This window comes from Paenibacillus typhae, assembly GCF_900099765.1.
GTDB classification, from domain to species: Bacteria; Bacillota; Bacilli; order Paenibacillales; family Paenibacillaceae; genus Paenibacillus_AQ; species Paenibacillus_AQ typhae.
Map to the genome: position 1 here is coordinate 49,607 of NZ_FNDX01000027.1, position 26,501 is coordinate 76,107.

Annotated in this window: 19 protein-coding genes and 1 pseudogene; 15 read left to right on the forward strand and 5 right to left on the reverse strand. The window is 54.1% G+C overall.

Translation table 11 applies throughout. The features are described from left to right. Window positions 1-22 precede the first annotated feature (22 nt). From BLR64_RS19675 to BLR64_RS19690, 4 genes are all read left to right on the forward strand, one after another. A complete protein-coding gene (locus tag BLR64_RS19675; protein WP_090716741.1) occupies window positions 23-1,708 on the forward strand; it encodes an S-layer homology domain-containing protein in 1,686 nt (561 codons plus the stop codon). After that, entirely contained in the window at window positions 1,653-7,073 is a 5,421-nt protein-coding gene (locus BLR64_RS19680; protein WP_244157777.1) for a GH92 family glycosyl hydrolase, read from the forward strand. Before BLR64_RS19675 ends, BLR64_RS19680 begins: the two co-directional genes overlap by 56 nt. Window positions 7,074-7,216: 143 nt before the next feature. Then, window positions 7,217-7,918, forward strand: coding sequence for an ABC transporter ATP-binding protein (locus BLR64_RS19685; protein ID WP_068728401.1), 702 nt, complete (start codon window positions 7,217-7,219; stop codon window positions 7,916-7,918). 13 nt (window positions 7,919-7,931) lie between these two features. Next, window positions 7,932-10,580 carry an FtsX-like permease family protein gene (locus BLR64_RS19690; RefSeq protein ID WP_090716743.1) on the forward strand — a complete coding sequence of 883 codons (2,649 nt, stop codon included), beginning with the start codon at window positions 7,932-7,934 and terminating at the stop codon, window positions 10,578-10,580. 90 nt (window positions 10,581-10,670) lie between these two features. Here the strand turns inward: BLR64_RS19690 and BLR64_RS19695 are convergent, their stop codons facing one another. Then, window positions 10,671-11,120: a GNAT family N-acetyltransferase gene (locus tag BLR64_RS19695; protein ID WP_090716744.1), complete on the reverse strand. Its 450-nt coding sequence runs from the start codon at window positions 11,118-11,120 to the stop codon at window positions 10,671-10,673. A 186-nt stretch (window positions 11,121-11,306) separates the two neighbouring features. On the opposite strand from BLR64_RS19695, the gene BLR64_RS19700 reads away from it, so the two are divergent. The 4 genes from BLR64_RS19700 to BLR64_RS19715 all read left to right on the forward strand — a co-directional run bounded on the left by BLR64_RS19700 (window position 11,307) and on the right by BLR64_RS19715 (window position 15,004). Beyond that, complete coding sequence (locus BLR64_RS19700; protein ID WP_090716746.1) at window positions 11,307-12,203, forward strand: SDR family oxidoreductase; 897 nt, start codon at window positions 11,307-11,309, stop codon at window positions 12,201-12,203. A 239-nt stretch (window positions 12,204-12,442) separates the two neighbouring features. Next, a complete protein-coding gene (locus BLR64_RS19705; RefSeq protein WP_090716747.1) occupies window positions 12,443-12,754 on the forward strand; it encodes a hypothetical protein in 312 nt (103 codons plus the stop codon). A 68-nt stretch (window positions 12,755-12,822) separates the two neighbouring features. Further along, complete coding sequence (locus tag BLR64_RS19710) at window positions 12,823-14,289, forward strand: serine hydrolase domain-containing protein (protein ID WP_090716749.1); 1,467 nt, start codon at window positions 12,823-12,825, stop codon at window positions 14,287-14,289. 61 nt (window positions 14,290-14,350) lie between these two features. Then, window positions 14,351-15,004, forward strand: coding sequence for a M48 family metallopeptidase (locus BLR64_RS19715; RefSeq protein WP_090716750.1), 654 nt, complete (start codon window positions 14,351-14,353; stop codon window positions 15,002-15,004). A gap of 1 nt (window position 15,005) precedes the next feature. Here BLR64_RS19715 and BLR64_RS19720 read toward each other — a convergent pair whose 3' ends face one another. Both BLR64_RS19720 and BLR64_RS19725 read right to left on the reverse strand, forming a co-directional pair. Next, a complete protein-coding gene (locus tag BLR64_RS19720; RefSeq protein ID WP_090716752.1) occupies window positions 15,006-15,887 on the reverse strand; it encodes a GNAT family N-acetyltransferase in 882 nt (293 codons plus the stop codon). Window positions 15,888-15,926: 39 nt separating this feature from the next. Then, window positions 15,927-16,498 (reverse strand): annotated as a pseudogene (locus tag BLR64_RS19725) (GNAT family N-acetyltransferase). Window positions 16,499-16,698: 200 nt separating this feature from the next. On the opposite strand from BLR64_RS19725, the gene BLR64_RS19730 reads away from it, so the two are divergent. The 6 genes from BLR64_RS19730 to BLR64_RS19750 all read left to right on the forward strand — a co-directional run bounded on the left by BLR64_RS19730 (window position 16,699) and on the right by BLR64_RS19750 (window position 22,391). Further along, a complete protein-coding gene (locus tag BLR64_RS19730) occupies window positions 16,699-18,636 on the forward strand; it encodes an asparagine synthase-related protein (protein WP_090716753.1) in 1,938 nt (645 codons plus the stop codon). A 28-nt stretch (window positions 18,637-18,664) separates the two neighbouring features. Continuing rightward, a complete protein-coding gene (locus BLR64_RS30065) occupies window positions 18,665-18,790 on the forward strand; it encodes a paeninodin family lasso peptide (RefSeq protein WP_039869839.1) in 126 nt (41 codons plus the stop codon). 92 nt (window positions 18,791-18,882) lie between these two features. After that, on the forward strand, window positions 18,883-19,818 hold the full coding sequence (locus tag BLR64_RS19735; RefSeq protein WP_090716755.1) for a phosphoenolpyruvate carboxykinase (ATP): 936 nt from the start codon (window positions 18,883-18,885) through the stop codon (window positions 19,816-19,818). A gap of 2 nt (window positions 19,819-19,820) precedes the next feature. Further along, window positions 19,821-20,120 carry a lasso peptide biosynthesis PqqD family chaperone gene (locus BLR64_RS19740; RefSeq protein WP_090716757.1) on the forward strand — a complete coding sequence of 100 codons (300 nt, stop codon included), beginning with the start codon at window positions 19,821-19,823 and terminating at the stop codon, window positions 20,118-20,120. Then, the gene (locus BLR64_RS19745; RefSeq protein ID WP_090716758.1) at window positions 20,117-20,575 is read left to right on the forward strand and encodes a lasso peptide biosynthesis B2 protein; all 459 of its coding nucleotides are present in this window, start codon (window positions 20,117-20,119) and stop codon (window positions 20,573-20,575) included. The genes BLR64_RS19740 and BLR64_RS19745 overlap by 4 nt, the downstream gene beginning before the upstream one ends. A 13-nt stretch (window positions 20,576-20,588) precedes the next feature. Further along, entirely contained in the window at window positions 20,589-22,391 is a 1,803-nt protein-coding gene (locus tag BLR64_RS19750) for an ABC transporter ATP-binding protein (RefSeq protein ID WP_090716759.1), read from the forward strand. 525 nt (window positions 22,392-22,916) lie between these two features. Here BLR64_RS19750 and BLR64_RS19755 read toward each other — a convergent pair. After that, entirely contained in the window at window positions 22,917-24,032 is a 1,116-nt protein-coding gene (locus BLR64_RS19755; RefSeq protein WP_090716761.1) for an IS110 family RNA-guided transposase, read from the reverse strand. Window positions 24,033-24,144: 112 nt separating this feature from the next. Further along, window positions 24,145-25,332 carry a nucleotidyltransferase domain-containing protein gene (locus BLR64_RS19760; protein WP_090716763.1) on the reverse strand — a complete coding sequence of 396 codons (1,188 nt, stop codon included), beginning with the start codon at window positions 25,330-25,332 and terminating at the stop codon, window positions 24,145-24,147. Between the two features lie 250 nt (window positions 25,333-25,582). Between BLR64_RS19760 and BLR64_RS19765 the strand changes: the two genes are divergently transcribed. Continuing rightward, window positions 25,583-26,488, forward strand: coding sequence for a phosphotransferase family protein (locus BLR64_RS19765; RefSeq protein ID WP_208607202.1), 906 nt, complete (start codon window positions 25,583-25,585; stop codon window positions 26,486-26,488). The last annotated feature ends 13 nt before the right edge of the window (window positions 26,489-26,501 follow it).

Consider the following 26,501-nt stretch of genomic DNA (forward strand, 5'->3'; position numbering starts at 1 on the left):
CAGGAAAGAGAGGAATCCGAAGGTGAAAAAAGTTGTAGCGGCTGTAATGGCCTTTATGCTCCTGTGTATCCCTGCTGCAGTCTTTGCAGCCTCATCCTTCACGCTGCAGCTCAGTGTGAAGGAAGCCTTACGGGGCGGCAGCATTACGCTGTCAGGTACAACACCCGGCCAGGCAGACCAGGTTGTTGTCAAAGTGGTCAGTCCCGCTCAGACCGTATTCTATATTGATGTTCTTACGGCGGATGGAGGAGCTTATACGAAGCGGCTGGCTATTCCTGCGAGCCAGGTGCTGGCTCCTTCCGGCAGCTATACCGTAATTGCCGGCAGCGGCGGAACGACGCTTACGCAGACCTTTACCATTCCGGGCGGGGAGGAGCCGGGAGGCGGAGAACCGGGTACGGGAACGCCGACCCCGGCACCAACGCCTACGCCGTCATCGACCCCGGTACCGACATCCACACCGAATCCTTCCTTGCCGGGCGGAACAGGCGGCATACCGGCCTCACCAGCCGCAGACGTTATTCCTGCCGGTGCCGGCTCTGCCAGCGGTGCCATCGTGAAACCGGAGGCGGTTGAAGGCGGACGTTATCTGGTGGGTGCAGATACATTGACGCAGGCCATGCAGCAGGCTGCGGGCAGTATTACACTAGAGCTTCCGGCGACAGCAGGCGAGACGGACGTGACGCTGGAGCTTCCGGGGAAATCAATGGAGCTGATGAACACAGGCAATACCGCTCTTGTACTGACAGACGGGGTAAGAACCATATCTTTCCCGGCAGGTGCGATTAAGCTGTCAGGAGATGACCAGACCCGGCTGCGGATTACCTTTAACGCAGTATGGAACGACGAAGCGGGAGCACTGGTTACCCGCGCTGCGGGCGGCGATGCTGCATATGCTCCTACCGGCGTCATGATTTCCCTTACTATCGAATCCGTTAACGGCAGTAATACTGCCGGCATTCACCAGCTGGGGCAGCAGGCCCAGGTTAGCCTGAAGCTGACGCCTGCGCAGCAGGCAGCCATCAATACAGAACTTGCCGGCATCTACTATCTGAACGGCAGCAGTGCAGAATATATGCCGGGAAGCATAAAGGGCGGAACGGTAACCTTCAAGACCGGACATTTCTCCACGTATGCACTGCTGGTCTATGACAAGAGCTTTACGGATTTGTCCGGACACTGGGCTGAGCCGGCGGTGAAACGGCTTGCCGCCAAGCATCTGGTGAACGGTGTGGATGCGGAGCATTACGAGCCGGGACGCGGCATTACCCGCGCGGAATTCGTTGCATTGCTGATGCGTGCCGTAGAACGTACGGGCAGCGTGCCTTCCATGGTTGCTCCGGCACCGTTTAGTGACGTGCCGTCAAGCAGCTATTATGCGCAGCAGGCGGCTGAAGCGGCAGCAATGGGTATTATGAACGGCTATGACGGGGCATTCCGTCCGGGCGACCGCATTACCCGCGAGGAAGCGGCCGTAGCGCTGGTCCATGCGGCCAAGCATTTCAGCTTGCCGGCAGGCAGCCAGTCCAATCCGGCTTATGCTGATGCACAGCAGATTTCCTCCTGGGCTGCAGCCAGTGTGGCCGAAGCGGGAGTGAGCGGGCTGATGCAGGGAGACGGCACAAAGTTCCAGCCGAAGAAGCAGGTTACCCGTGCTGAAGTGGCTGCTATGGTCAGCCGTCTGGTTCAATCCGGCTCTTCTTTATAAGATGAAAGCGAGGGAAATGAAGCTCATGCGTAAACAACTGTTCGCCATTCTGATGTCAGTCCTGATGCTGCTCGGGCTGCTGGATTCCGTGACTGCTATTACAGTCACGGCGTCCGCCGCTGAAGCCGGGATTGAGGTGTATCCGACAAGGAATGTTGCACTGAATGCAAAGGTGGCCGCTTCAGGACAAGCTAATATTAATGAACGGGCGGAATTTGCGGTAGACGGCAAATTGGATACGAAGTGGTGCGACAATACAGCCGCCAAGATCAAGTGGATGACGCTTGATCTCGGCAAGCAGTATACAATTAATGAATGGAAGGTTTACAACGCAGCCATTAGTGAAGGCTCGAACAGCCCGTTCTGGAACACGCAGAATTTCCGGCTGCAGAAAAGTGATGACGGTGTAACCTGGACTGATGTAGATGTCGTGCAGGGCAATGTGCAGACGGTCGTTGACCGTTACCTGCCTGAGCCGGTAACGGCACAGTATCTCCGTTTCTACGTCAGTAAAGGCGCTGCCGGGGACAATACGGTCCGCCTGTATGAGCTGGAGATATACGGGGTGGATACCGGCAAATACCCTGCTTATCCGGCGGTAAATCTGGATCCGGCAGATTATGTAGATCCGTTCATTAACACGCTGGGTGACAACGGCCAGACAAATCCCGGACCGTCAATGCCGTTCGGCCTGGTCTCAGTGGGACCGGACAGCGACGGCGGAGCATTCAGCGGTTATTATTATCAGGATAAAAACCTCAAGGGCTTCTCCCAGGTGCGGTTCAGCGGTGCGGGCTGCAGCGGTGCAGGCGGTAACATTCTGATGATGCCGCAGACCGGTTCTTTTACCAAAAATGTAAATGAATATAAGCAGAAATATGATAAGAGCAGCGAGCAGGCCTCCGCAGGCTATTACGGGGTAACGCTGGCATCGGGAATCGGAGTGGAACTGACAGCTTCCAATAACGTCGGGTTCCACCGTTATACCTTCCCGGCTTCCGCCAATACGGGCTCTGTGCTGGTTGATCTCTCTAATTCCTATGCAGGGATGCTGGATGCGAACCTGAAGGTAGAGAGCAACAATGAGATTACAGGCATGGTCCAATCCAAAAATGTTTGCGGCAACGGCTATTATAAGCTCTACTATTCCATCCAGTTTGACCATGATTTTGGTTCTTACACCTCCTGGGAGGGCAATACCACCGGGGCAGCTGCTGTCCGCAGCGGTGCAAACAGCGGTGTGTGGGTCAACTTCAATACAGCTTCTGATAAAGTGATCCAGGCCAAGGTCGGCCTGTCGGCGGTAAGTGTGGAGCAGGCGAGAGCCGAAGCGAAGCAGGATATTGCAGACTGGGATTTCGATGCCCAGCACGCCAAGATCCGTGCCGCCTGGAGCGATATACTGGGCAAGGTGGAAATTAAGGATGCGGATGAAGAGAACAAGAAAGTATTTTATACCCAGATGTACCATACGTATCTGCATCCGAAGAACGTGACCAGCTCTGCCGGAACGTTCAAGGCAGGCAGAGCCGAGAGCGCGGTACGCCAGACGTCTGAGCTTGGCGATGATTTTGAATACTATAACGGCTGGGCGACCTGGGATGATTTCCGCAAATATGCCCTGTTCTCTGTATTGGAGCCGCAAAAGTACAACAACATGGTGAAGTCGCTGGTTGATCTGTACACAACGAGAGGAACCTACACCCAGTGGGGGGACGGCTACTGGCCGAGCCCGACGGTCCGTAACGAATTCAACGGAGCTGTCATTCTTGATGCTTATGCCAAAGGCTTCACTGACTATGATGCGTATACGGCGCTTAAGGGAATGGCTGTGGACGCAGATAACTTCTCAATCTCTGACAGCGAAATCTCCGGCAAGCTGGAGAAAGCGAAGAGTGCTTACTTCCCGATGAAGCTGGCTGCATTGCTTGGGGATAAGAGCACTTATGACAAATATAAGAAGCTCGCACTGTCCTACCAGAAGCTGTGGAATGCGAACCAGGTTGATGAAAACGGCGTAAAAACCGGCTTCTTCACCCCGAACGGTACCACGGTAGCCAAAAATGACGTAACTGCTGTGGACAAGTACGCTTATCAGGGCAATCTCTGGACCTACCGCTGGTCTGCAACACAGGACATGAACGGTCTGGCTCAGCTGATGGGCGGCAAAACAGAAATGGCTAAGCAGTTGCAGGACTTCTTTGCCAGAAATGAGTACATGGCGATTAATGAGCCGGATATCGACGTTCCTTATCTGTTCAACTATCTGGGCTATCCGTATCTGACCCAGTATTACGCCAGAGAATATACAACGGAGGTTGTTACCCAGAAGTACCACAACCACGGTTTATATGCCTATCCGATTCAGTCGCGTGTCTACCGCGCTGATCCTGAAGGCTATCTGCCTTCCATGGATGACGATGCGGGCGGGATGTCCTCGTGGTTTGTTTATAGCGCGATGGGACTGTTCCCGGGCAACCCGGGCGATGCCAATTTCCTGATCGGCTCGCCGATTTTCTCGGAGCTGACACTGCACCTGGATGGCGGCAAGACGTTCACCATCAAAGCTGACAATGTCTCTCCTGAGAACAGGTTCATCCAGTCTGCAGAGCTGAACGGCCAAACGTTCGACCAGGCCTGGATCAGCTATGCTGATGTGAAGAACGGCGGCACGCTGGAATTTGATATGGCTGGCGAGCCGAATTACGCCTGGGGTGCTTCAGCCAAAGCTGCTCCGCCTACAGTGGATTACGATGCGGACATTGAGAACACCCTCTCGCGTACCGCATTGGTCAGTGGGGGCTCGGAATGGAAATATTACGACAAAGGCAAAGCGCCCGGCAACGGCTGGACAGGAGCTGACTTTAATGACAGCAGCTGGTCCTTCGGACAGGCACCGCTTGGTTATGATAACAAGGGCTATGCCAAGACGGTAACGGGCTACGGTCCTGATGCAAGCAAGAAATATACGACAACTTATTTCCGCACAATGTTCGAAGCAGCGGATCTTAAGGATATTCTGGAGCTGGATGCCGGCCTGATCCGTGACGACGGCGCTGTGGTCTATCTGAACGGGCATGAGATTATCCGGACGAATATGCCGGCTGGAGCTGTGGCCTATGAGACCAATGCCAACGCCACAGTAGGTGATGAGCGGGACTGGAACCGGTACGAGATTGATCCGGCATATCTGAAGGAAGGGGTCAATGTACTTGCTGCAGAGGTGCATCAGGTGAACTTCAGCAGTTCGGACATTGCCTTTGATTTCAGCCTGGAGACGATCCGCGAGATGGTGAAGCCGCAGGCGCCAACGGCTCCGGCGGTTGATGATAAGGCTAATACGTTTGGCTGGACTCCGGTACCGGGCTTTGAGAGCCCGTCTGATTACGAAGTCAGCACCGATAACGGCGCAAGCTGGAAGACAGCTGACGCTAATCCGCAGGTTGTGGGCCCGCAGGCCTTCGCTGCAGGTGCGGTACAGGTGCGCATCAAGGCAAGTGAAGCACGGAATGTTACAGCAGGCGAGGCACTGCTATCGGATGCCCCGTATACCTCTGATATTCTGTGGGATGTATATGATCTGAAGGCAGATGTGAAGCGTACAGGCAACATGACTGTAGAGGTAACAGGTACCCTGAAGGGGGGCTATACAGGCCCGGCAGTTGCTGTAATCCAGCTGATGGACGGGGAACAGCAGGCGCTGCTCTCAAGCGCAATGTCTGTGCAGTCCGGCAGCTTTGACCTGGCACAGAGCTTCGGTGTCAATGCCGGCAGTTATCAGGTCAACGTCTATCTGGTTGACAGTTACAACGGCAACATCTACGATTCCCTGTGGCTGGCTGAGCCGGTCGAATTCCAGCCGGAGCCTGCACCGCAGAATCCGGGACAACCGGGCAATCCGGGCGGACCTGGCGGCGAACAGCCGGGCGGTGAAGAACCGCTTCCTGAGCCGCTTCCGGTACCGGTCAAGAATCCGGTTGTACCTGACCCGGCGGAAGAGCCGGAGCCGCCGGTGGTGGATAACCGCATCGTTGAATTTGAGAGCGGCACCGCCTGGTCCGATGCGGTGAACACCTTTAACAACGGCAAGCTGAAGACGGAAGCCGGCAATAACGGAACGGTGGTAGGCAACACCTTTACCGGTGCCTGGCTGTCCTTTGCGGATATCGATTTCGGAAATGAGGGTGCCAACAAGATAACGGTTGAATACAATGCCAACTCCGACCGGACTCCGGCGGATTCACAGCTGGAGCTGCGGCTCGGGGCAGCAGACGGCGAGCTTCTTGGTACGGTCGCCCTGAAGAATACGGGAGCAGGCTGGACGCAGTATGCCACAGCGGAAGGTATGCTGAACCGGACGCTGACCGGTAAACAAACCCTGTTCGCCGTGCTGAAAGGAACGACAGACAGTGCGCGTCCGTATGTGGCGAATCTGGACCGGTTCATCTGGAGCTATCAGGCGATCCGGACCGATTATGCCAAGCTGGAGCTGGAGAATTACGATGCCTGGTCCACGGACAACAATCCGGCCAACGGCGGGCCGCTGAAGACCGAGGCCGGAAAAAGCGGCAAGCAGGTTGCGAATACGTTCAGCGGCGCCTGGCTGGCTTATAAGTCAATGAACTTCGGCAGCGCAGGTGTCAACCAGTGGTCAGTAGAATATGCAGGCAATTCGACGAATACCGCTGCAGACTCTTCTGTTGAGCTCCGGCTGGGCGGAGTTAACGGTGAGCTTGTGGGCACACTGGCAGCTCCGCCGACCGCAGGCTCGTGGGGAACGTATAAGACGGTGACAGGGGAATTGAGCAAGACCCTGACCGGGCTGCAGGATATTTATCTGGTGTTCAAAGGCTCAACCGATTCAACCTTTAAGTACATCGGCAACTTTGATAATGCTTCATTCTCACTGGCTGCAGCTGAGCCGGATGTGCTTGTAGAATTCGAGAACCGCACCGCCTGGTCGGATGCGAAGAATACCTTCAATAACAATCCGCTCAAAACAGAGAATAACAACGGCGGGAAGACCGTCGGCAATACGTTTACAGGTGCCTGGCTGACTTTTGATGATATCGATTTCGGCACGCAGGGCAAAAATTACGTGTCATTCCTGTACGATGCACCCACCAACCGTACACCGGCAGACATCACGGCTGAAATCCGCCTCGGCGGCAAAGACGGCACTGTCATTGCTACCGTAAATCTCCCCAACACAGGCGGCGCCTGGGGCAGCTACAAAACAGCAGGGGCAGCCCTGAGTCAAAAGCTGACCGGCAAGCAGAGCCTGTACGTTTCCTTTAAGGGTTCGACCACTTCCAGCCTGTTGTATGTGGGCAATCTGGACAAGATGACTTTTACGAAAAAATAATATTGTAAAGGCAACAGAGGGCCCATGGGATTATATTCTCCCGTGGGTCTTTGCTGTCCGCTCAGGCCTGCAGGCCTCAGCCTTGTATTTGTGATAAACTGGAATGTATATGCCCCGCATAGACAGAAACAGGAGGATGAGGAATGAGCTTTGTTGCGGTGAAGAATGAATACAAGCGCTACAAAATGGGTGAGACAACGATTGTCGCTAACGACGGGATCGATTTCGAGATTAATAAAGGTGAATTTGCGGTCATTGTCGGTCCCAGCGGTGCAGGCAAATCGACGGTGCTTAATATTCTGGGCGGGATGGATTCAGCCGACGAAGGTCAGGTCATTGTGGATGGTACTGACATCGCCAAATTTAACAGTAAGGAGCTGACCGGCTACCGGCGCAATGATGTGGGCTTTGTGTTCCAGTTCTACAATCTGGTGCCTAACCTGACCACACTGGAAAATGTCGAGCTGGCCTCGCAGATTTCCCCGCGTGCGCTGGATGCGCGCAAGGTGCTGGAGGATGTCGGACTCGGGGAGCGGCTGAACAATTTCCCGGCCCAGCTGTCCGGCGGGGAGCAGCAGCGCGTCGCGATTGCCCGGGCGCTGGCCAAGCAGCCGAAGCTGCTGCTCTGCGATGAGCCGACAGGAGCGCTGGATTATAACACCGGCAAGCAGGTGCTGAAGCTTTTGCAGGATACCTGCCGGAATACCGGAACAACCGTCATCGTCATTACGCATAATCTGGCGATTGCGCCGATGGCGGACCGGGTGATTGAGATCAATAACGCCAAGGTGCGGAAAATGGTTGTTAATCCTTCGCCGGTATCCGTTGACGATATCGAATGGTAAGGAGCGGGCAGCGATGAAGAAACAGGCGTTGTGGAAGGATATCTTCCGGGAGATCGGGCATACGAAGGCCCGCTTTATTTCGATTTTTGCGATTATTATGCTGGGCGTCTGCTTTTTCTCCGGGATTAAGGCGGCCGGACCGGATATGCTGGATACCGCAGGCACCTTTTTCAAGGACAAGCGGCTGATGGACCTGAAGGTGCAGAGCACGCTTGGCCTGACAGAAGACGAGCTTACGCTGCTGAAGGATGTGCCGGAGGTCGAGGAGGTGCAGCCGGGCTACAGCGCCGATGTCTTCGCGGGAGATAACGGAGTGATCCTGAAGGTCTTGTCCTACAATCAAGAGCAGGCGCTTAACCAGTACCGCCTGATGGACGGGCGTCTGCCGGAGCAATCCGGGGAGATCGTGCTGGATGACCTGCTGGCCGGTGAGTACGCCATTGGCGACAAGATTGTGTTCAGCGGAAACGGTACAGAGACAGGGCTGTCAGAAAGCTTCGGGACACTGGAGTATACGGTGGTAGGCTTTGCGCGCAGTCCGCAGTTCATTGAGAAAAACAACCGCGGCACCAGCACGATCGGCAAAGGCACGACAGATGCGTTCGCTGTCATTGCCGAGGCAGATTTCAAGCTGCCGGTCTACACCGAAGCGTACCTGTCCTTCAAGGATACCGCCGGGATCGAAGCTTACAGCGTAGAGTATGAAACGCTGCTGGAGCAGCACACGGAGGCAGTGGAGCAGGCGATGGCGGGCGTACCGGAGGCGCGGCTCTCGGAGCTGCGCGCTGAAGGGGAAGCGGAGCTCGCCAAGGGCCGCGCGGAGCTGGAAGCCGCCGAGCAGCAGCTTGCGCAGGCGGCCGGCCAGCTGACGGAAGAGCAGCGGCAGGCCCAGGCGGCAGCCGGCAGTGAGGCGGCTGAGCAGCTGGAAGCAGCCAGAGCGAAGCTGGCCGAAGGCGAGCAGCAGCTGGCGGCGCTTACGCTGCCGAAGGTTTATGTCACGGACCGGAATGCCAATCCGGGATATGCCGAGTACAAAGACAATGCCGACCGGCTGTCGGCGATTGCCAGCGTGTTTCCGGTATTCTTTTTCCTGATAGCGGCGCTGGTCAGCCTGACAACCATGACGCGGATGGTCGAGGAGCACCGGCTGCAGATCGGGACGCTGAAGGCCCTCGGCTACAGCAACCGTGACATTATGGCCAAGTTCCTGGTGTACGGCACGCTTGCCAGTCTGGCGGGATCGGCTGTTGGTTTAACTGTAGGGTTCACGCTGCTGCCGGCCATTATATTTGATGCCTACAGCTCACTTTACAATCTGCCGGATTTGATCAAGAGCTTCTATCCGTCATATTCAATTATTTCTATTATTGTGGCGCTGGTCTGTACTACCCTTACGGCCTGGTTCGCTGCACGGGTGGAGCTGCGCGGCAATGCTGCCGTGCTGATGCGGCCCAAAGCGCCGAAGAGCGGACAGCGGATTTTCCTGGAGCGGCTAACCTTTATCTGGAGAAGGCTCAGCTTTGTCCAGAAGGTTACGGCCCGCAATCTGTTCCGCTACAAGCAGCGGATGTTCATGACCGTATTCGGTGTAGCCGGCTGTACAGCGCTGATTCTGACCGGCTTCGGGCTCAAGGATTCGATCGGCAGCATCGCGCCGAAGCAGTTCGGCATCATTATGAAATACGATGCGCTGGTAGCGCTGCATACCGATGCCCCGGCAGAAGAGCAGCAGTCCTATGAGCAGCTGATCAGCAGCGAAACCGCTATTACCGGTACACTGGATGTCGCCCAGGAGACGATGACCGCACGGGCCAGCGGTGTTAACGATCAGGATGTGAATCTGTTTGTGCCGGAAGCTGCAGATTCGCTGCCTCAGTATGTGTCGCTGCAGGATCGCAGCACTGGTAAGACCCTGGAGCTTACGGATGAAGGAGTGATCATCTCGGAGAAGCTGGCCAAGCTGTACGGGCTTGAAGCTGGAGATACCCTGACCCTGGCGGACAGCAAAAATGAGCCGTTCGAGCTTCTGATTACGGGAATCACCGAAAATTATGTGCTTCACTATGCCTATATGACCCCTGCGTATTATGCTTCCGTATTCGGGAAAGAGCCGGTGTTCAACACCTCTTTGCTGAACTATAATGCCCCGGACAGTGCCTGGGAGGACCAGTTCGGTGAAAAGCTGACCGCAAGTGCACGCGTAGCCGCAGTCAGCTTCTCCAGCAGCGTCGGTACTGCTTTTGACGATACAATGAAGAGCATGGACGTTGTCACCCTGGTGCTGATTGTATCCGCAGCGGCGCTGGCATTCGTCGTCCTGTATAATCTGACCAACATCAATGTATCCGAGCGCATCCGCGAGCTGTCGACGATCAAGGTGCTGGGCTTCTACGATAATGAAGTGACGATGTACATTTACCGTGAAAATATTATTCTGACCCTGCTCGGCATTGCCGCCGGTTCAGGCCTTGGCATCGTGCTGCACAGCTTTGTCCTGCAGACGGCCGAGTTGGATGCGACGATGTTCGCCCCGGTCATTGAGTGGCCGAGTTACATTTATGCGGCGGTACTCACCATGCTGTTCTCGGGCATCGTCATGGCCTTCATGCACATCAAGCTCAAACGGATTCATATGATCGAGGCGCTGAAGTCGGTGGAATAGCTTGTTAGTGATAAAGACCCTCCCGGGAAGCCGGGAGGGTCTTTATACGTGCGCCTCCCGGCGCTCGGTGCGGAATTTACTGAGGCAGGACTACCGCAATTTCATATGCAGGATCGGAAACGGGGTGCCCTGCTCATCAAGCGGAGACCGTTCAACCACACAGAAACCCATATGCTCATAAAAGCCGAGCGCCCGGGGGTTTTGTTCGTTTACATCCACGCTTTGTACGTTCAGGTGATCAATGGCATGGGTAACGAGCTTTTTGCCGATGCTTTGTCCCATGGCTGTAGGACTTATGAACAGCATTTCGATTTTATGGTCTTGTATGCCCATGAAGCCGAGGGGCGCATTACCCTCGTTAACAGAATAGATCAGCAGTTGGTCAATTACCCCGAGTCCTTGCAGGACAAGAGGACGCAGGTCGGCAATGTCTTTTTCGGAGAGAAAAAGATGTGTAGACCGGACAGAGGTCTCCCAGATGTTGAGCAGGGTCTGGAGTAAGGATTCGCTTCGGGAAGAGATGGATAGGGATTGGATCATGTGGGGGCTCCTTTTATTAAAATTTATTGTAATAGGTAAATTGATACTAAGCAGGCTGCGTTTCCGCAATTGTCTAACTTTAGTTTAGATTAGAACCATCGCGGTTACATAGAAAGAGTCGAAGGATTTAGTAGTTGTATAGCCCTAGTCACCAACCAGTGGAAATTCACAGAGGAGGAATGTACGATGAGCGATCAATTTACGGTTCAAGACCCTACAACGCAATATCAGAAGGCCACAGAGGAATTTGAGCAGCAGCAGCCTGCACCGGGCCTGGAAACGGAGATGTATCCGAAGCCGGATGACGGTGCGCAGACTTATAAAGGCAGCGGGCGGCTGACCGGACGCAAGGCGGTAGTTACCGGAGCGGACAGCGGGATCGGCCGTGCGACGGCGATTGCTTTTGCCCGTGAAGGGGCTGACGTTGTCCTTGCCTACATGCCGGAAGAAGAGGCCGATGCGCGGGAGGTCGTTAAGCTCGTTGAGGAAGCCGGACGCAAGGCGGTAGCCATGCCGGGTGATCTCAAGGACGAGCAGTACTGTGAGCAGCTTATTGCTACTGCGGTAAAAGAGCTTGGCGGTATTGATATTCTGGCGGATATCGCGGGCATGCAGCAGTACGTGACCGACATCGCCGATCTGACGACGGAGCAATTTGATGCTACCTTCAAGACAAATGTATACTCGCTGTTCTGGCTCTGTAAAGCCGCCATCAAGCATATGAAGCCGGGCAGCACGATCATCAATACCTCTTCGATTCAGGCTTATACGCCTGCACCGATTCTGCTGGATTATGCGACGACCAAGTCGGCGATTAACACCTTCAGTAAATCACTTGCCCAGCAGGTTGCTGAAAAAGGGATCCGCGTCAACGTTGTAGCACCTGGACCCGTCTGGACTCCGCTGCAGATCAGCGGCGGCCAGCCGGTAGAAGCGCTGAAGGACTTCGGCGCCAAGACACCGCTTGCCCGTCCGGGACAGCCGGCTGAAATGGCACCAGCTTACGTGTTCCTGGCCAGCCAGGAATCCAGCTATGTCAGCGGTGAGACGCTGAATGCGAACGGCGGCATGCCTACGCCTTAAGAATGTTATTATAACGCCACTTTCATCATAGCTTACAACCCCAGCCTCCGGCTGAAACTCTGACTTAGTCAGGGTTTTAACGGAGGTTTTTTATGTCTGAATTATGGCTTGCTGCGAAAATATAGAATTTTGTCATAATTCTGAAAGAAATATGTTGTCTGTTAAAATTTTGGTTGTTTTTATCTTGTCATATAATGTAATATGATTGGTGTTAATTGCCAAATAGGGGGACTTTCGTCATGCATGTAAGGTTGAAAAATAGGGCTGGAGTAGTAAAGGAAGTTAAGGTTGGATTTAGTTGGACTACGTTTTTCTTCGGGTTTTTCCCGGCACTCTTCAGAGGTGATTTGAAATGGGCAGCGATTATGTGTATTACTGCTGTAGCCGTTGGGATATTCACTTTTGGAATCGGCGCATGGATTCCCGGCATCATTTTTTCATTTGTATATAACAAAATTTTCATCAAAGATCTGTTAGACAAAGGCTACCGTCCAGCCGATGAGCAGGCCCATTCTGCATTGAGAGGCAACGGAATCATCTCTGCGGCGTAATACATACTAATTCTTAAAATCCCCTTTATGCTAAGGGGATTTTTTTATCACCGGAAGGAGGCGTCAATATGTCTGTATCACAAGCTCTGCCCGGCAAACCCCGCCTACCCCCCCGTACCCTAAGGGATTTCTTCTCCCGCATCCAGCAATCCGGACTCGCCGTCAACACCTTCATGCTGCTGCAGGATGGTGCAGTAACGGCGGAGTTTGCACGGGAGCCCTATCGGGTGGACCAGCCGCAGCTGCTGTATTCGTTGAGCAAAAGTGTTACCTCCATCGCGGCGGGCATCGCCATAGATGAAGGACTACTGAAGCTTAAGGACACGGTCATCTCCTTTTTTCCGCACAAGCTCCCTGACACCATTTCAGCCAACCTCGCCCGGATGACGGTGCATCATCTGTTATCCATGAATGCGGGGCACGGGGATAACATATATGGCGCTGTTGCGCGAGAGGAAGACTGGGTGCAGGCGTTCCTGGCCCAGGAGGTCGCGTATGAGCCGGGCAGCCATTATGTATACAGCACACATTGCACGTATATGCTGTCGGCCATTATCGAACAGGTTGCCGGAGAGAAGCTGGTTGATTTTCTGATGCCGCGGCTGTTTGAGCCTTTGGATATTCCCCGGCCGGTCTGGGAGACTTGCCCGCTCGGCATTACCGCAGGAGGAATGGGACTTAGCCTGTCTACCGAGAGCATAGCCAAGCTTGGTCAGATGCTGCTGAACAAAGGGGAATACGCAGGCAAAAGAATCGTGTCAGAGCGTTATCTGGCGCTGGCTGCCAGTGAGCAAAGTGACAACCGGCCGTCTGCCAAGGCAGGACGGATTGATTTCGCCCAGGGCTACGGCTACCAGTTTCATTTATGCCGGAGAGGCTGCTTCCGGGGAGACGGCTCCTTTGGCCAGCTGCTCTTAGTGGCCCCGCGGGAGAGTATCGTAATTGCGGCTACGTCCGCTTTTCCCGGTGTGCAGCAGCTGCAGACGCTGCTTGATCTTATATTTGAACAGCTTTTCGACCGCCTGGATCAGCAGGAGGAGCATAACTCACTTGAGCTTAATGCCAATGAAAGCCTCATAATCAGCCAGGCTCATCCGGCCATGCTGCTCCCCTCCACACTCCCGCCCGAAAGCAGACCCGGACTTAAGCCAGCAGTGTACCGCCTGGCAGACAATCCGCACGGGCTGAAGGCGATCAGACTGGATATGCAGGAGGAGCAGCTGATGCTGCAAATGGTTTACGGGGATGCAAGGGATGGCGTGCTGCCGTTCCATTTTGGCCAGACACTCAGCACCCAGGGGGTATTCTACAAGGACCTGGCTTTGCATCAGCAGGAGGTTGTTACTACAGCAGCTTGGCAGGACAGGGACATTTTAGTTCTGACCCTGATTTATCCTGAAACGCCATATATCGTTACGTACATCATGGAGTTCCAGCCAGCGGCCATTCAGCTTACCTTTCAAATGAACGTCTCCCTGAACATTGCAGAGTATAGTACAACCGGCTTCCTCACAGCAGCAGGCGCCACTCCCTAAATCATGCTATAGTTAACCCAGACAGCCTTACAGCTGATTTATACGATAAAAGAGGTTAAGCATGCAGATTCAAATCGGAGACCAGACCCTGACGCTGAACATCCAGTACAGCAAACGGAAGAAAATATCCCTGCAGATAGACGGGGCCGGCCGGCTCAATGTCAAAGCGCCAAAGGGAATGGCTGATGAAGTGATCCTGAGTGCAGTCCAGGGACACGGCGCCTGGATTACAGAGAAGCTGCGCAGCCTGGAGGCAGCCAGGCAGGTTCCGCAGCCGAAGGAGTACGAGGAGGAGGGGAGCTTCCTCTATTTGGGCAAGGAATATCCGCTGCACAAGCTGATTGCAACCGGTGAACGGGATGCGGAGACGCTGAAGCTGGAGCTTAAGAAGTTCTATTTTAACAGTCTGAAAAAAGTGATTGCCGAGCGGATGCCGCAGTACCAGAACCAGCTGAAGGTAAAGCCGAAATCGTTCGAGATCGTAGAGTCCCGCACCAAATGGGGGAGCTGCAGCTCGGACAAGAAGCTGACCTTCAACTACCGGCTGGCCATGGCCCCGCCCGAGGTGATTGATTATGTGATCATTCATGAGCTGTGCCATCTGCTGCATATGAACCATGACCGCTCGTTCTGGCGGCGGCTCGGCAGCATCATGCCGGATTATAAGGAGAAGGAAGCATTCCTTGCCCGTTTTGGCGGGTTTATGACGCTGTAATTTAAGCAATAGAAGTAGCAGGATGCTTCATGTTTCCGGCAAAAGAAAACCCCATGCCTGTTTTTACGAATAAGCCGCTGTCATAAGGAGTACTGCTCATTTCTAGGCCGCTGTAATCAGGGGTATAGTGGAAAACAATTTGTGTAGTGCCGCTATCCGCAAGCTTGGACAATATGGAGTGAATATCAGGCTCCCGGCGGCTGATCACATCAAAAAGCTGCAGCTCCTGACCCTCCTGCCGGCAAATCGCGATCACTTCATCCTCCTCCAAATAGTAGAGGTCCTCACCGAACACATTCAGACAATAAAACATCAGCAGCCCCGGCGCGCCTGACGTCCCGAAACGCTGCGACACCGGCCGGCGCTGACCGGCAAAAGAATGGATGAACGCCAGATCCTCACGGCAGCTTATATCCAGCTTGCGAATAACCGCCTGCTCTGTGGCAGGCAGGGAAGGCTTGTATATGGCGGAGAAAAGCTGCTCCCCGGCCGGCTGGAAGCCAAAGCGCGGATAAAAATCGAGTACGCTTTCATTAGCGAACAGATACATCAGCTCACAGCTGCTGCCGTACACTGTCATCACTTTCTCCATCAATGCTGCGGACAAGCCCTGCCGGCGGTAATCGGGATGGGTCATCACCGTGCCGAGCTGAATGGCCTGCACAGTGTTCCCGTCGATGACAAGATCCAGCAGGTTTACCGATACATTCGCAACAATCCGGTCTCCATCCGCATAGGAAAAAGGGATGTACCGTCCGTCCCAGAAGCCCTCCTGATACCAGCTCTCCAGCTCTAAGCCGAAGGTGTCTGCAGCAAGCGCGAAGAAGCTGGTCCGCAGCTGATCCTCTTTTTTGTAATCTGTAACGAATTGCAAATGCTGCATAGCCGCTTCCTCCTAAAAAATTCCTTCTATTAATAATGCCTAATATTCTACACCCCGTACCCTGGAAAAAATCATCGTATCCCGCAACAGACCCTCCACATCGCATTTGTCATTGCGGAGAATACCTTCGAGCGTGAAGCCGCAGCGTTCAGCTACCCGAGCGCTTTGCACATTGCGGGAGTCGCAGCGGATCTCAATCCGGTTCGCCTGCAGCTCCTGAACCGCGTAGTCTGTAATCGCCTGATATATCCCTGCCTGCCGTATGAGGTGCGTACCCAGTAGCCGATTTCAAATTTCCGGGTCTGCCAGTCAATCCGGTGCAGGCCGCTGCTCCCGATAAGATCGCCAGTGTCTTTACTGAACAGGAGCAGTCTAAGATCGGTGCGCTCAAGGAACTCCAGCCGGGATCTGCGGATGCTGGCTTCGGATTGTTCAAGGGTAGGCAGCTGCCTGGCCCAGGGCATCCACGGCCGCAGCTCCCCGGCACTCTCCCGTACCGCTTCATTCACAGCTTCCCCGTCTCCCCATAACGCCGAACGGATCATTAGCCGCCTGCTTTCAAAGCGGTCCGGAATGGATAACAGAACAGGTTCATCCGCTTTATTGTCCATTGTGCTGCCTCCTCTAAAAGAATTATTAGGAAAAATGTCCCATCCATCTACCACCTAAGTATACTAATAATGATACGCTAAAGGATAACGATTTTTCCTCCTTTGTGTAATTCACATTCCATGTCCTGAACTGTATCTTATATATAAGAAATGTTCTTTATTACGAACCCGCAAAGAAGTCGCTAAGTGGAGGCTTTCCTATGAGTGCGATCGCTGGTATCTATCATCTGCAGCAGCATAGTCTGGACCCTGAACTGGGCACAAGCCTGATGAAGCAGCTTAACCGTTACCCGGCTGACGATGCGAGAGGCTGGCAGAACCGGGATATCTTTCTCGGATGCCGGTCACAGTGGATCACACCGCAATCTGTAAATGAGCAGCTGCCATACTATGATCCGGAGCGGAAGCTCGCCATTACGGCCGATGCGATCATTGATAATAGAAATGAACTGTTTGATGCATTAAATGTCCCGGGTATAGACCGGGAGGTCATTCCTGACAGCCTGCTGATCCTGCTTGCTTATGAAAGGTGGGGGGAAGCAGCACCTGTGCATCTGGTAGGCGATTTTGCCTTCATGATCTGGGATGAGCGGCAGCATAAGCTGTTTGGAGCAAGAGATTTCTCCGGCAACCGTACCCTTTATTTTCATCAGTCCGGAACCTATTTCGCCTTTTGTACGGTCATTCATCCGCTTTTGTCGCTGCCGGGTGCAGGACACGGGCTGAATGAACAGTGGGTGGCCGAGTTTCTGGCTATACAGGACAGAGTGGATGCTGCGGACTGTTTCTTAACTGTATATGACTCGGTGGGACAGCTTCCTCCCTCTCACTCCGTCTCTATAACGGACGGGAATATTGTATTCTCCCGCTACTTAACAATCCAGGCTCCACCGGAGCTGCGGCTTGGCTCCAACTGGGAGTACGAGGAAGCATTCCGGGAAGTGTTTGGACGGGCGGTGAAGGATAGGCTCCGCACTTACCGTGCAGCGGGCGCTAACCTGAGCGGAGGGCTGGATTCCGGTTCTGTCGTCAGCTTTGCGGCAGAGGAGCTGCGCCGCCGCGGAAAGCCGCTTTATACGTTCAGCTCGTATCCGGTAGACGGCTTCACCGGCTTCAAACTGGGCAACCGGGTAGCTGATGAACGCCCTTATATTCAGGAAACGATAGATTATGTGGGGAATATTCAGCCGACCCTGCTGAATTTTCCTGAACGTAACTCCTATAACGATATCGAGGATTGGCTGGGCATTATGGAAATGCCCTATAAATTTATCGAGAATTCTTATTGGCTGAAAGGGATTTACGAGCAGGCCCAGCAGCAGGATATCGGTATCCTGCTAAGCGGACAGAGGGGAAACTGGAGTGTCTCCTGGGGCCCGGCTCTGGACTATCAGGCCAAGCTGCTCCGGGAATTCCGCTTGCTCTCCTTCTACCGGGAGCACAAAGGCTATAACCAGTCCATGCAGGCGAACCGCAAGCTGGTTATGAAAATTGTAGGCAGGAAGGCCTTTCCTGAAATACGCAGCCTGCTGTCCCACAGACAGAGCCAGGAGGAGCTGCCTGAGCTGATTGACCCCGGATTTGCCAAACGCACAGAGGTGTATGAGCGGCTGGAGCGGTTGAACATAGCCGGGGATCCTTCCGCACAGAGCATATATGATTTCCGCAAAAGACATTTTGAGCAGCCGCATATCTGGAATGTTAACGGTACGGTTGCTACGAAGCTGTCATTGAAATACCGGGTATGGGACCGTGACCCGACGAATGACCTGCGTGTGATCCGGTTCTGCCTCTCTGTTCCCGAGGAGCAGTACGTCCAGAAAGGGGTGGACCGTTCGCTGATCCGGCGCGCCATGGCCGGGCGCCTGCCCGACAATGTCCGGCTCAACCGCAAACGGCGCGGGGTGCAGGGGGCAGACGGCATCCAGCGGATGCTGCCGGAATGGGGTGCTTTTCTCGGTGAACTGCGTGAGATGACCCGTGATCCGCAGGCTGCTGTATATCTGAACAGTACGGGGCTCGCCGGATGCTTGGACCGGCTGGGTAGTGAGCCCGAACCTCATCTGATTTTTAATACAGATTTTCGCCTGCTGGCACGCGGACTTGTCTTTTACAGGTTCCTGAAGCGCCTGTCGTGAGGAAATCGCTTGAAAGGGGGTGACAAACATGAAAAAGGAATACAGCAAGCCTGCTTTGGAAGTACTCGACGTTAAGATGACTATGGCTGGACCGGGACTGGCAATCGCCGACTCCTTCCAAAGTGATCCGGATGAGATCGTACATCACTCCTAAGAGCATTTGGTACGAGAAGCCCTCATCCCCCTGAGCTTGCTGGAGGGGGATAAGGGCTATTTCCATCATCTTTAGGCAAGGGAGGAACGGGTATGGCAAGTACAGTTCAAGGTCTGGCTTATCAAGCTTTCGGCCTGCAGATTTTCAGCGAATTTCCTTTACCGGAGCTTCCACTCGCAGATGGGCCGGGATTAAACGGCAGTGTGGCAGTCATCCGGGGGGAGCTTGCAGAGCGCTGGGAAGCCATTCCCAAGATTACCCCGAGTGTTGGCGTTCTGGCAAGAGAGGTTATGTTCGAGGTGAAGGGCAGGGCGGTCTTTTCCGTTCAGGATGGAATCCGGATCACGGTTGATCCGTTAGCCGGAGCCGATATGGACAGTGTCCGGCTGTATATTCTGGGGAGCTGCATGGGCGTTCTGCTTATGCAGAAACAGATTTTGCCGCTGCACGGAAGTGCGCTTGTCCTGAATAACCGGGCTTATGCGCTTGTCGGACAATCCGGAGCGGGTAAATCGACGCTTGCCTCTTATTTGATGGAGCAGGGGCATCTCATGCTTAGTGACGACGTTATTCCCGTTATAGTGCAGGATGGCAAGCCGCTTGCAGTTCCAGGCTATCCCCAGCAGAAGCTGTGGCAGCAGAGTCTGGACTATATGGGAATGAATTCGTCCGGCTACCGCCCGCTGTTTGAGCGGGAGACCAAATTTGCCGTTCCGGTGCATGACCGTTTTCAAAAGGAACCGCTGCCGCTTGCTGGCATATTCGAACTGGCGGTATCCGAAGAGAACGGACCTGTAACCGTGCAGCCGGTTAACGGAATGGAAAGGTTCCACACGTTATTCAATCACACCTATCAGAAGGCGATGATTGACCGGACCGGCATCCGGGAATGGCATTTCGGTATGCTGGCCTCCTTTATGAACCGGCTGCCAATCTACCGGATTACCCGGCCGCAGCAGGGGTTTAGCGCCCCGCAGCAGAGTGAGCTGATCTACGACACGATCCAACCAATGACAGAGGAGGGCTAATAATGAGTACTGCAAACGTGTTGTCCCTTGAAACTGTGCTTGTCCAGCAGCCGGGGAATATCGCCAGCGACATGGACGGTGAGAAGGTGATGCTCAATATCCAGAACGGCAAGTATTACAATCTGGGCGAGGTTGGCGGAGAAATCTGGTCGGCGATAGCGCAACCTGCGCCGGTAAGCCGGATCGTGGAGATTATTCAGCAGACTTTCGATGTTCCAGCCGAGACTGCAGAGCGGGATGTACTCGAATTTGTGCACAGCCTGCTGGCTGAGGATCTGATCGCCATCGATTCTGCATCATGACGGGCATCCAGAGGCTGCAGCGGCTGCTCATCCAGGACCGGGCTGTCCTGGCGCTTCTCCCCGAGGCGCTGTGGCGCCTGTTTCTGGCAAGAATCCGCCTCCTGTTTCCTTTTGCCAGAACGGCACCACAGCTTGGCCTGAAGTCTCAGGAAACGGCGGCGGAAGTTAAGGCTGCCGATGTACCGAGCATTCAGCAGATTACCCGGGCGATCCGGGGCGGGAGCAAGCTCACCCCTTGGAAGAGCACCTGCATGGTCAGAGCCGTTGCCGCTCTGAATATGCTCGAAAAACGCGGAATCGAGAGCACGCTGTACATGGGGGTAGCCAGGGATAAGCAGGGGCAGATGATTGCCCATGCCTGGCTGCGCAGCGGGCCGTATTATGTGTCCGGTGACGATGCGATGCGGGGATTTGTTGTGGTCGAGAAATTTGCCAAGGTGATACAAGCCGAGTAATCGAGGTGGGATCATGCAAGCCATTATCTATTATGTCCGGCAGCTTCAGCAGCTGTCTGGAGTCAAGCTGTATTTGAATCTGCTCGGCATGGTCATCAGCGGTCTTCTGGAGAGCTCGGCCATTCTGCTGCTGGTGCCGATGCTCGGGATGGCCGGCCTGCAGCTAGGCGGGGCAGGAGCGGGAGCCGCCTTTAATCTCCCTATGCTCGGCTTTATATCAGAGCTGCCGCAGACAACGGCGCTTTTGCTGGTGCTGGGTTCATACATCGGCATTGTGCTCTGCCAGAATCTGATTGCACGCTTTGTGGCGGTCCGCAATGTGGAGATTCAGCAGACCTACGGCCGGCAGCTGCGATATGAAGTATATAGTGCCCTGCTGCGGGCAGAGTGGTCTTTTTTCCTGAAAAAAAGAACCTCCGACCTCGTTAATCTTATGACTACGGAAATCGCCCGGGTGCTTGCAGGCATCAGCTGCTTCCTGCAGTTTCTGACCTCGCTGCTGTTCACGCTGGTGCAGATTGCTTTTGCCTTCTGGCTGTCGCCGCAGATGACACTCGCCGTGATTGTCTGTGCCGTCCTGCTGTCCTTGTTCTCGCGCAGGTTCATCCGCAAAGCCAAAAAGCTGGGCAGCCGCAGCACACAGCTTGGCAAAACGTATCTTGCCGGTATTACCGACCAGCTGAACGGAATCAAGGACATCAAGAGCAATAATCTGGAGCAATCGCGGCTGGAATGGCTGCATGGCTTTACCGGAGAGGTGAAGAATGAACAGCTGGAGTATACCCGTCTGCGCTCCAACTCCCAGCTGCTCTACAAAATGTCCTCGACTCTGCTGATCGCCCTCTTTATCTTCGTTTCGTTCCGGTTCCTTCATGTGGAGGGTCCGAATCTGCTGCTGGTCATTCTGGTATTTGCTAGACTGTGGCCGACCTTTTCCTCTTTGCAGTCCTTGATGGAACAGCTTGCTTCTGTCCTGCCTTCCTTTAAGCAGCTTAAGGAAATGGAAGAGGAATGCCTGCAGGCTGCTGAAGAGGGCCCTGCAGCAGGAAGCGGGAAAGCGCCTGCACCTATGGTGCTCAAGGAAGGCCTGGAAGCGCGCGACGTCCATTTCCGTTATGACCCTCAGAAGCCTGAATATTCCATGCAGGCTGTGAATGTTAAGATTCCGGCCAACCGCATGACTGCCATTGTCGGACGTTCCGGTGCCGGTAAAAGTACACTCGTTGACCTGCTTATGGGTCTGATGCAGCCTGAGTCAGGGGTTATTCTGGCTGATGGTGCGCCGATTACGGGTGAAAGCCTGCTATCCTACCGCCGCTCTATCGGTTATGTAGCCCAGGATCCGTTCCTCTACAACGCTACAATCCGCGATAATCTGACGATGATCAAGCCGGATGCCAGCGAAGAGGAGCTGTGGGAGGCGCTGGAATTCGCCTCCTCAGCCGAGTTTGTGCGCAGGCTGCCTGAAGGGCTGGATACACTGATCGGCGACCGCGGCATCCGCCTGTCCGGCGGGGAGCGGCAGCGGCTGGTGCTGGCCCGGGCTATTATCCGCAAGCCGTCGATCCTGGTGCTGGATGAAGCGACGAGCGCGCTTGATACCGAGAATGAACAGAAAATTCAGGAGGCGTTGGACCGGCTGAAGCATTCGGTCACGCTGATTGTCATTGCCCACCGCCTGTCCACCATCCGCGGGGCTGATCAGATCCTGGTGATTGACCAGGGCCGGGTGATCCAGCAGGGAGTCTACGGCAGGCTGGCGTCCGAAACAGGCGGAATGTTCAGCCGGCTGCTCAGCAGCCAGGAGGCCATGTAGCTATGATCCAAAAGGAAGTATATCAACAAAGCCCCAGTCCCTACTCACTGTAGAGGCTGGGGCTTTGTTGAGTTCAGTGTATATCTGATCTAACAGTACATTAGTTGGAAACAAGGCATTTAATTTGGGCTGTTTATCGCTCAGAGGGCAATTTCAACGAGTTTAAGTGTCATTTTTCCATCTAATTACCCGGAGGAGGCAAACATCTGACAATTAGATGCCGATTTTCCAACTGCTATGAACGAATTTGTCAATTCCCTGTTTGTCACCCTTTTAAACCAAGGTGTTTTCAATCCCTTGGGCATAGAGACAAAATGCGAGTCGTCGGCTGGCACACTGCTATCCGTGGGTTGGTTACCACATGTTATGCCTACGTCGAAGGAGCTTCCGTAAACTAATATCGCACGTCAGATCCATCGATCCTGTGCAGTTGGAAATCGCGGATTCTCCTCGAACCTTTCTCTTTGTCTCCATGCCCAAAAGATTCACTTTTTGGAACCTGCTTTTCTGCATGCTTTCTCTGTACTACGCTATTCTTTGCTCTGCATCTACCGCAATAGACCAGATAAATCCGATTAACTCACGTCCGACTGCGGCCATGGCCAAGTTTCGGTGTTTTCCTCGTCTGACCATCTTTAAATACTTGCCGTGTAGCCGTTCTTGGGCTTTCCATGACGTTTCTTGGACATGCGCACACTGCCCTTCTAGGCGTTTTTCTAAGTCCCCTTTAACCGCTGGACGGTGACGGTAACTCCAGGCCGACTCGACGAGTGTACGCCGTACGGCTGCATTTCCCGTTTTGGTTAAACGTCCGCGTTTTGTGCTGGCTCCAGATGAGTATTCCCGTGGGACCAGTCCGAGGTAACTCATGAGCTGGGCCGGTGAGCGGAATCGCTCAAAGTTACCAATCTCGACCACTAGCGTCACAGCGGTTAGCAGAGCAATGCCTCGCAGGCCCTGCAGTGCTTGTATGACAGGCGCGTACGTACAGATGCCTGCTTCTTCTCGCATCGTGGCTTCGAACCGCTTGATTCGCTCTTCCACTTCGCGTAGTTGTTGTAGTAACTCGCTGAATACCCGGCCCTGGGCAGCATGCTCAAACGTCAGGGTAGATAACCACTGCTGGTATCGTTGGGTCCAGCGTTTTTTCATCCCTTCCGGGGCGTGAATCTGGTGCCGTAATAAGAAATGAATAAGCTGCTGCCGGGCCCGGTGCAACTCTTCCCGGGCGTTCTCTCTGGCTCTGACAAGATCGCGAAGGGCCTCTATTTCCGGGGTAGGCACATGAATGGCAGTCAATTCCCCTGCGCGGTGCAGCTGGGCTAATCTTTCGGCATCCCGCCGATCGGTTTTTATGGCATCACCAGGACGCTGAGGAATACGGGAAGGCGCGATTACAGTGCATGAAATCCCCATTTTCGTCAGCCAGTGATACAAGTCATACCCCGTCGGTCCGGCTTCGTAGCAGACTTCCAGTGTGACCTCTGAGCTTTGAAGTTTCCGAATCAATCGCCCTACAGCATCTGGGGTGTGGGCAATCGCGCCATGATACCGTGCAGGATCCCGTCCCTCATCTGCAATCGCCACCGCAATTTTTTCTTTAGACACATCCAAACCGACGTATTTTATGGTATTCTTCATAGTAACAGCTCCTTTCGCATGTAGCTCTGAAATGGTGGTTTCCACTTCCATTTTAACCTACGGTGTGCGAACAGGGGCTGCCTTTCGTTCATCATAACTAAATATAAGCAGCCTACGTTTCCTCCCGGCCAGTCACCTTGCGCCAGCTCCAGAGAAACGGGCGGAGCGGAAAATACAGTACATGCAGCGGCTTCGGCAGCGGCAGCGTCCGGGCATCCGCCGCATAAGGATACAGGAAGCCTGCTGCACGCAGCAGCCGGTTGCGGGTGGTCAGAATCGCCGGTTTGTAGGCTTTGAAATGCAGCTCTACTTCCGGCTCCAGCGGTGGGTCATTCAGATTGACCATCCGTGCCACATAAAAAATAGCATCCTGTGCCAGGCGCTTTGCTTTTGGCTTCTCCGTCAGGGCTGACAGCCTGTCATTAACCGGAGCGCCCAGCAGATCAGCGGCAAGAATCAGCGTCTGGCCGGCAATCGCTTCGCAGTTATATTGCTTCAGCAGCCGGAGCAGCTGCTCATTGTCCGGCTGCTGGAGCAGCAGCATTTTAATATCGAGCAGCCATCTGAGCCGGGACCAGGCATGGCGCGCACCATGCGAGACCAGGAAGAGGAATAAGTCCTCGCGGCCCAGATAACGTACATCTGACCCGAGCAGCGTACTTGTCCGCGCATTCTTCCACAGCTCCGCGAAATCCGGCTCGGCAGAAGGGCCGGGGCCTAACCGCCAGTGGACCTCCAGCTTTATTTTGCTGTCCGGATGATTGAAGGTTAAGTGATGCTCCCGCCATTTCCAGTCCCCGAGAATACTCTCATACACCTCGATCTTCTCATACCCCTGCCGCAGCAGAAAATTCTCCGTCTCTGCCAGCCGGTCTATCGGCACCATGAAGTCAAGATCACGCGAGGTTCGCAGGGAGAAATCACCGTACAAATCCTCGGCCAGCACAGGCCCTTTTAGAAAAAGCGAGCGGATTCCCAGCTTGTTCAGCTCTTTCCCGATCCGGGCCATTTCCCCGCTGAGCTGAAGCATCCGTACAGTATTGCTGCGGTATTCCTGCTGCAGCCGTTCGCTGACATGGGCTGGAATAAGCTGATTGTGCATCCTGCTGAGCTTCGGATACAGGAAAGGGAAGACACGGTGATGCAGCGTAAGCCGGATGAACAGCTTCCAGTCGATCTCCGTGAATGTTTCGGGATTCTGCTGCGCCAGCTCATCGGGTGAGTCTGTAGTGAGCAAGTGAAGAAGAAGCGATATTTCCTTAGATAAGCTCCCTTTGTCAAGGGTATACCGGTCAGTCATAGGGACTCTCCTTACTGGGTTTTAGGTAGGTTTGGAGCCGTTTTTGTTCGGTTTAAAGAACGCACAGAGAGCGTACCACCCGTGATGGAGCCATGTCAATTTGAAAATGGTAATGCATGTATTAAATTAAAAATAATAGAATTACCCGGATTACAGCAGGCTTAAACTCTTATAACGCATTTATAGGTCGAATGTAACAGGGTATTCCGATATAATATGACAATCACTAGCAGATACGGAGGATTTGACAATGACGGATATCGGCATGCCGGGCATTCCCGGTGCAGAGACCTGGCAGAAAATTGAGCCGGTGCTAAAAGGCTGGTCAGCCGACAGGAAGTATTATATAGAAGATAAGGAAGGGGAGAAGCTGCTGCTCCGCCTATCGGCGGCAGACACACTGGAACGGAAAACAGCAGAGTTTGCAGTCATCCGGAAGTTTAACGAGCTGGATTTTCCGATGTCACGGGCACTGCGTTTCGGCACCTGCACCGATGGACAGGTTTATATGCTGCTGACCTGGGTGGAGGGGGTGCCGCTGGAGGACTGCCTGGCAGATTTGCCTGTAGAGGAGCAGTATAAGCTGGGGGCAGAGGCAGGGCGAATTCTCCGCCGGATCCACAGTATCCGCACGGATAAGGATCTGCCCGGCTGGGAAGCGGCGATGCAGGCCAAGATCCTGAGAAGGATCAGGGAGTACGAAGATTGTCCTTACCGTATGGCGAATGATTCTGTTGCTATCCGTTATGTCCAGGAGAACATCGGGCTCATTCATAATGTAGAGAAGGTATATCACCATGGGGATTTTCATGCCGGCAATCTGCTGTACACCCCGGAGGGCGGAATTGGTGTAATTGACTTCAACCGCTGGGATATTGCCGATTACGCCGAGGAGTTCTACAAGGTCCAGTTTTTTGACCGGAGGCTGAGTATTCCCTTTGCCAAAGGGAAGCTGGACGGCTATTTCTCAGGTCCGCCGCCGGAGGTGTTCTGGCAGAGACAGGCACTTTATGTGGCGTACAGCTCGCTTTTTTCAATTAAATGGGCCATTCCGTTCGGGGAAGCTGAGGTTCAGGGCATGATGGATATCGCCGGGCAGGCTTTTTCAGATTACGATGATTTTCACAGATTGATTCCGCGCTGGTATGCAGAGTGATTTCGGTGCCAAA

Bases quoted from the DNA above. Each gene is read 5' to 3' on its own strand.
- BLR64_RS19685 (WP_068728401.1), top strand. From the start codon at position 7,217: ATGAGCTTTGTTGCGGTGAAGAATGAATACAAGCGCTACAAAATGGGT.
- BLR64_RS19690 (WP_090716743.1), top strand. From the start codon at position 7,932: ATGAAGAAACAGGCGTTGTGGAAGGATATCTTCCGGGAGATCGGGCAT.
- BLR64_RS19695 (WP_090716744.1), bottom strand. From the start codon at position 11,120: ATGATCCAATCCCTATCCATCTCTTCCCGAAGCGAATCCTTACTCCAG.
- BLR64_RS19700 (WP_090716746.1), top strand. From the start codon at position 11,307: ATGAGCGATCAATTTACGGTTCAAGACCCTACAACGCAATATCAGAAG.
- BLR64_RS19705 (WP_090716747.1), top strand. From the start codon at position 12,443: ATGCATGTAAGGTTGAAAAATAGGGCTGGAGTAGTAAAGGAAGTTAAG.
- BLR64_RS19710 (WP_090716749.1), top strand. From the start codon at position 12,823: ATGTCTGTATCACAAGCTCTGCCCGGCAAACCCCGCCTACCCCCCCGT.
- BLR64_RS19715 (WP_090716750.1), top strand. From the start codon at position 14,351: ATGCAGATTCAAATCGGAGACCAGACCCTGACGCTGAACATCCAGTAC.
- BLR64_RS19720 (WP_090716752.1), bottom strand. From the start codon at position 15,887: ATGCAGCATTTGCAATTCGTTACAGATTACAAAAAAGAGGATCAGCTG.
- BLR64_RS19730 (WP_090716753.1), top strand. From the start codon at position 16,699: ATGAGTGCGATCGCTGGTATCTATCATCTGCAGCAGCATAGTCTGGAC.
- BLR64_RS30065 (WP_039869839.1), top strand. From the start codon at position 18,665: ATGAAAAAGGAATACAGCAAGCCTGCTTTGGAAGTACTCGACGTTAAG.
- BLR64_RS19735 (WP_090716755.1), top strand. From the start codon at position 18,883: ATGGCAAGTACAGTTCAAGGTCTGGCTTATCAAGCTTTCGGCCTGCAG.
- BLR64_RS19740 (WP_090716757.1), top strand. From the start codon at position 19,821: ATGAGTACTGCAAACGTGTTGTCCCTTGAAACTGTGCTTGTCCAGCAG.
- BLR64_RS19745 (WP_090716758.1), top strand. From the start codon at position 20,117: ATGACGGGCATCCAGAGGCTGCAGCGGCTGCTCATCCAGGACCGGGCT.
- BLR64_RS19750 (WP_090716759.1), top strand. From the start codon at position 20,589: ATGCAAGCCATTATCTATTATGTCCGGCAGCTTCAGCAGCTGTCTGGA.
- BLR64_RS19755 (WP_090716761.1), bottom strand. From the start codon at position 24,032: ATGAAGAATACCATAAAATACGTCGGTTTGGATGTGTCTAAAGAAAAA.
- BLR64_RS19760 (WP_090716763.1), bottom strand. From the start codon at position 25,332: ATGACTGACCGGTATACCCTTGACAAAGGGAGCTTATCTAAGGAAATA.
- BLR64_RS19765 (WP_208607202.1), top strand. From the start codon at position 25,583: ATGACGGATATCGGCATGCCGGGCATTCCCGGTGCAGAGACCTGGCAG.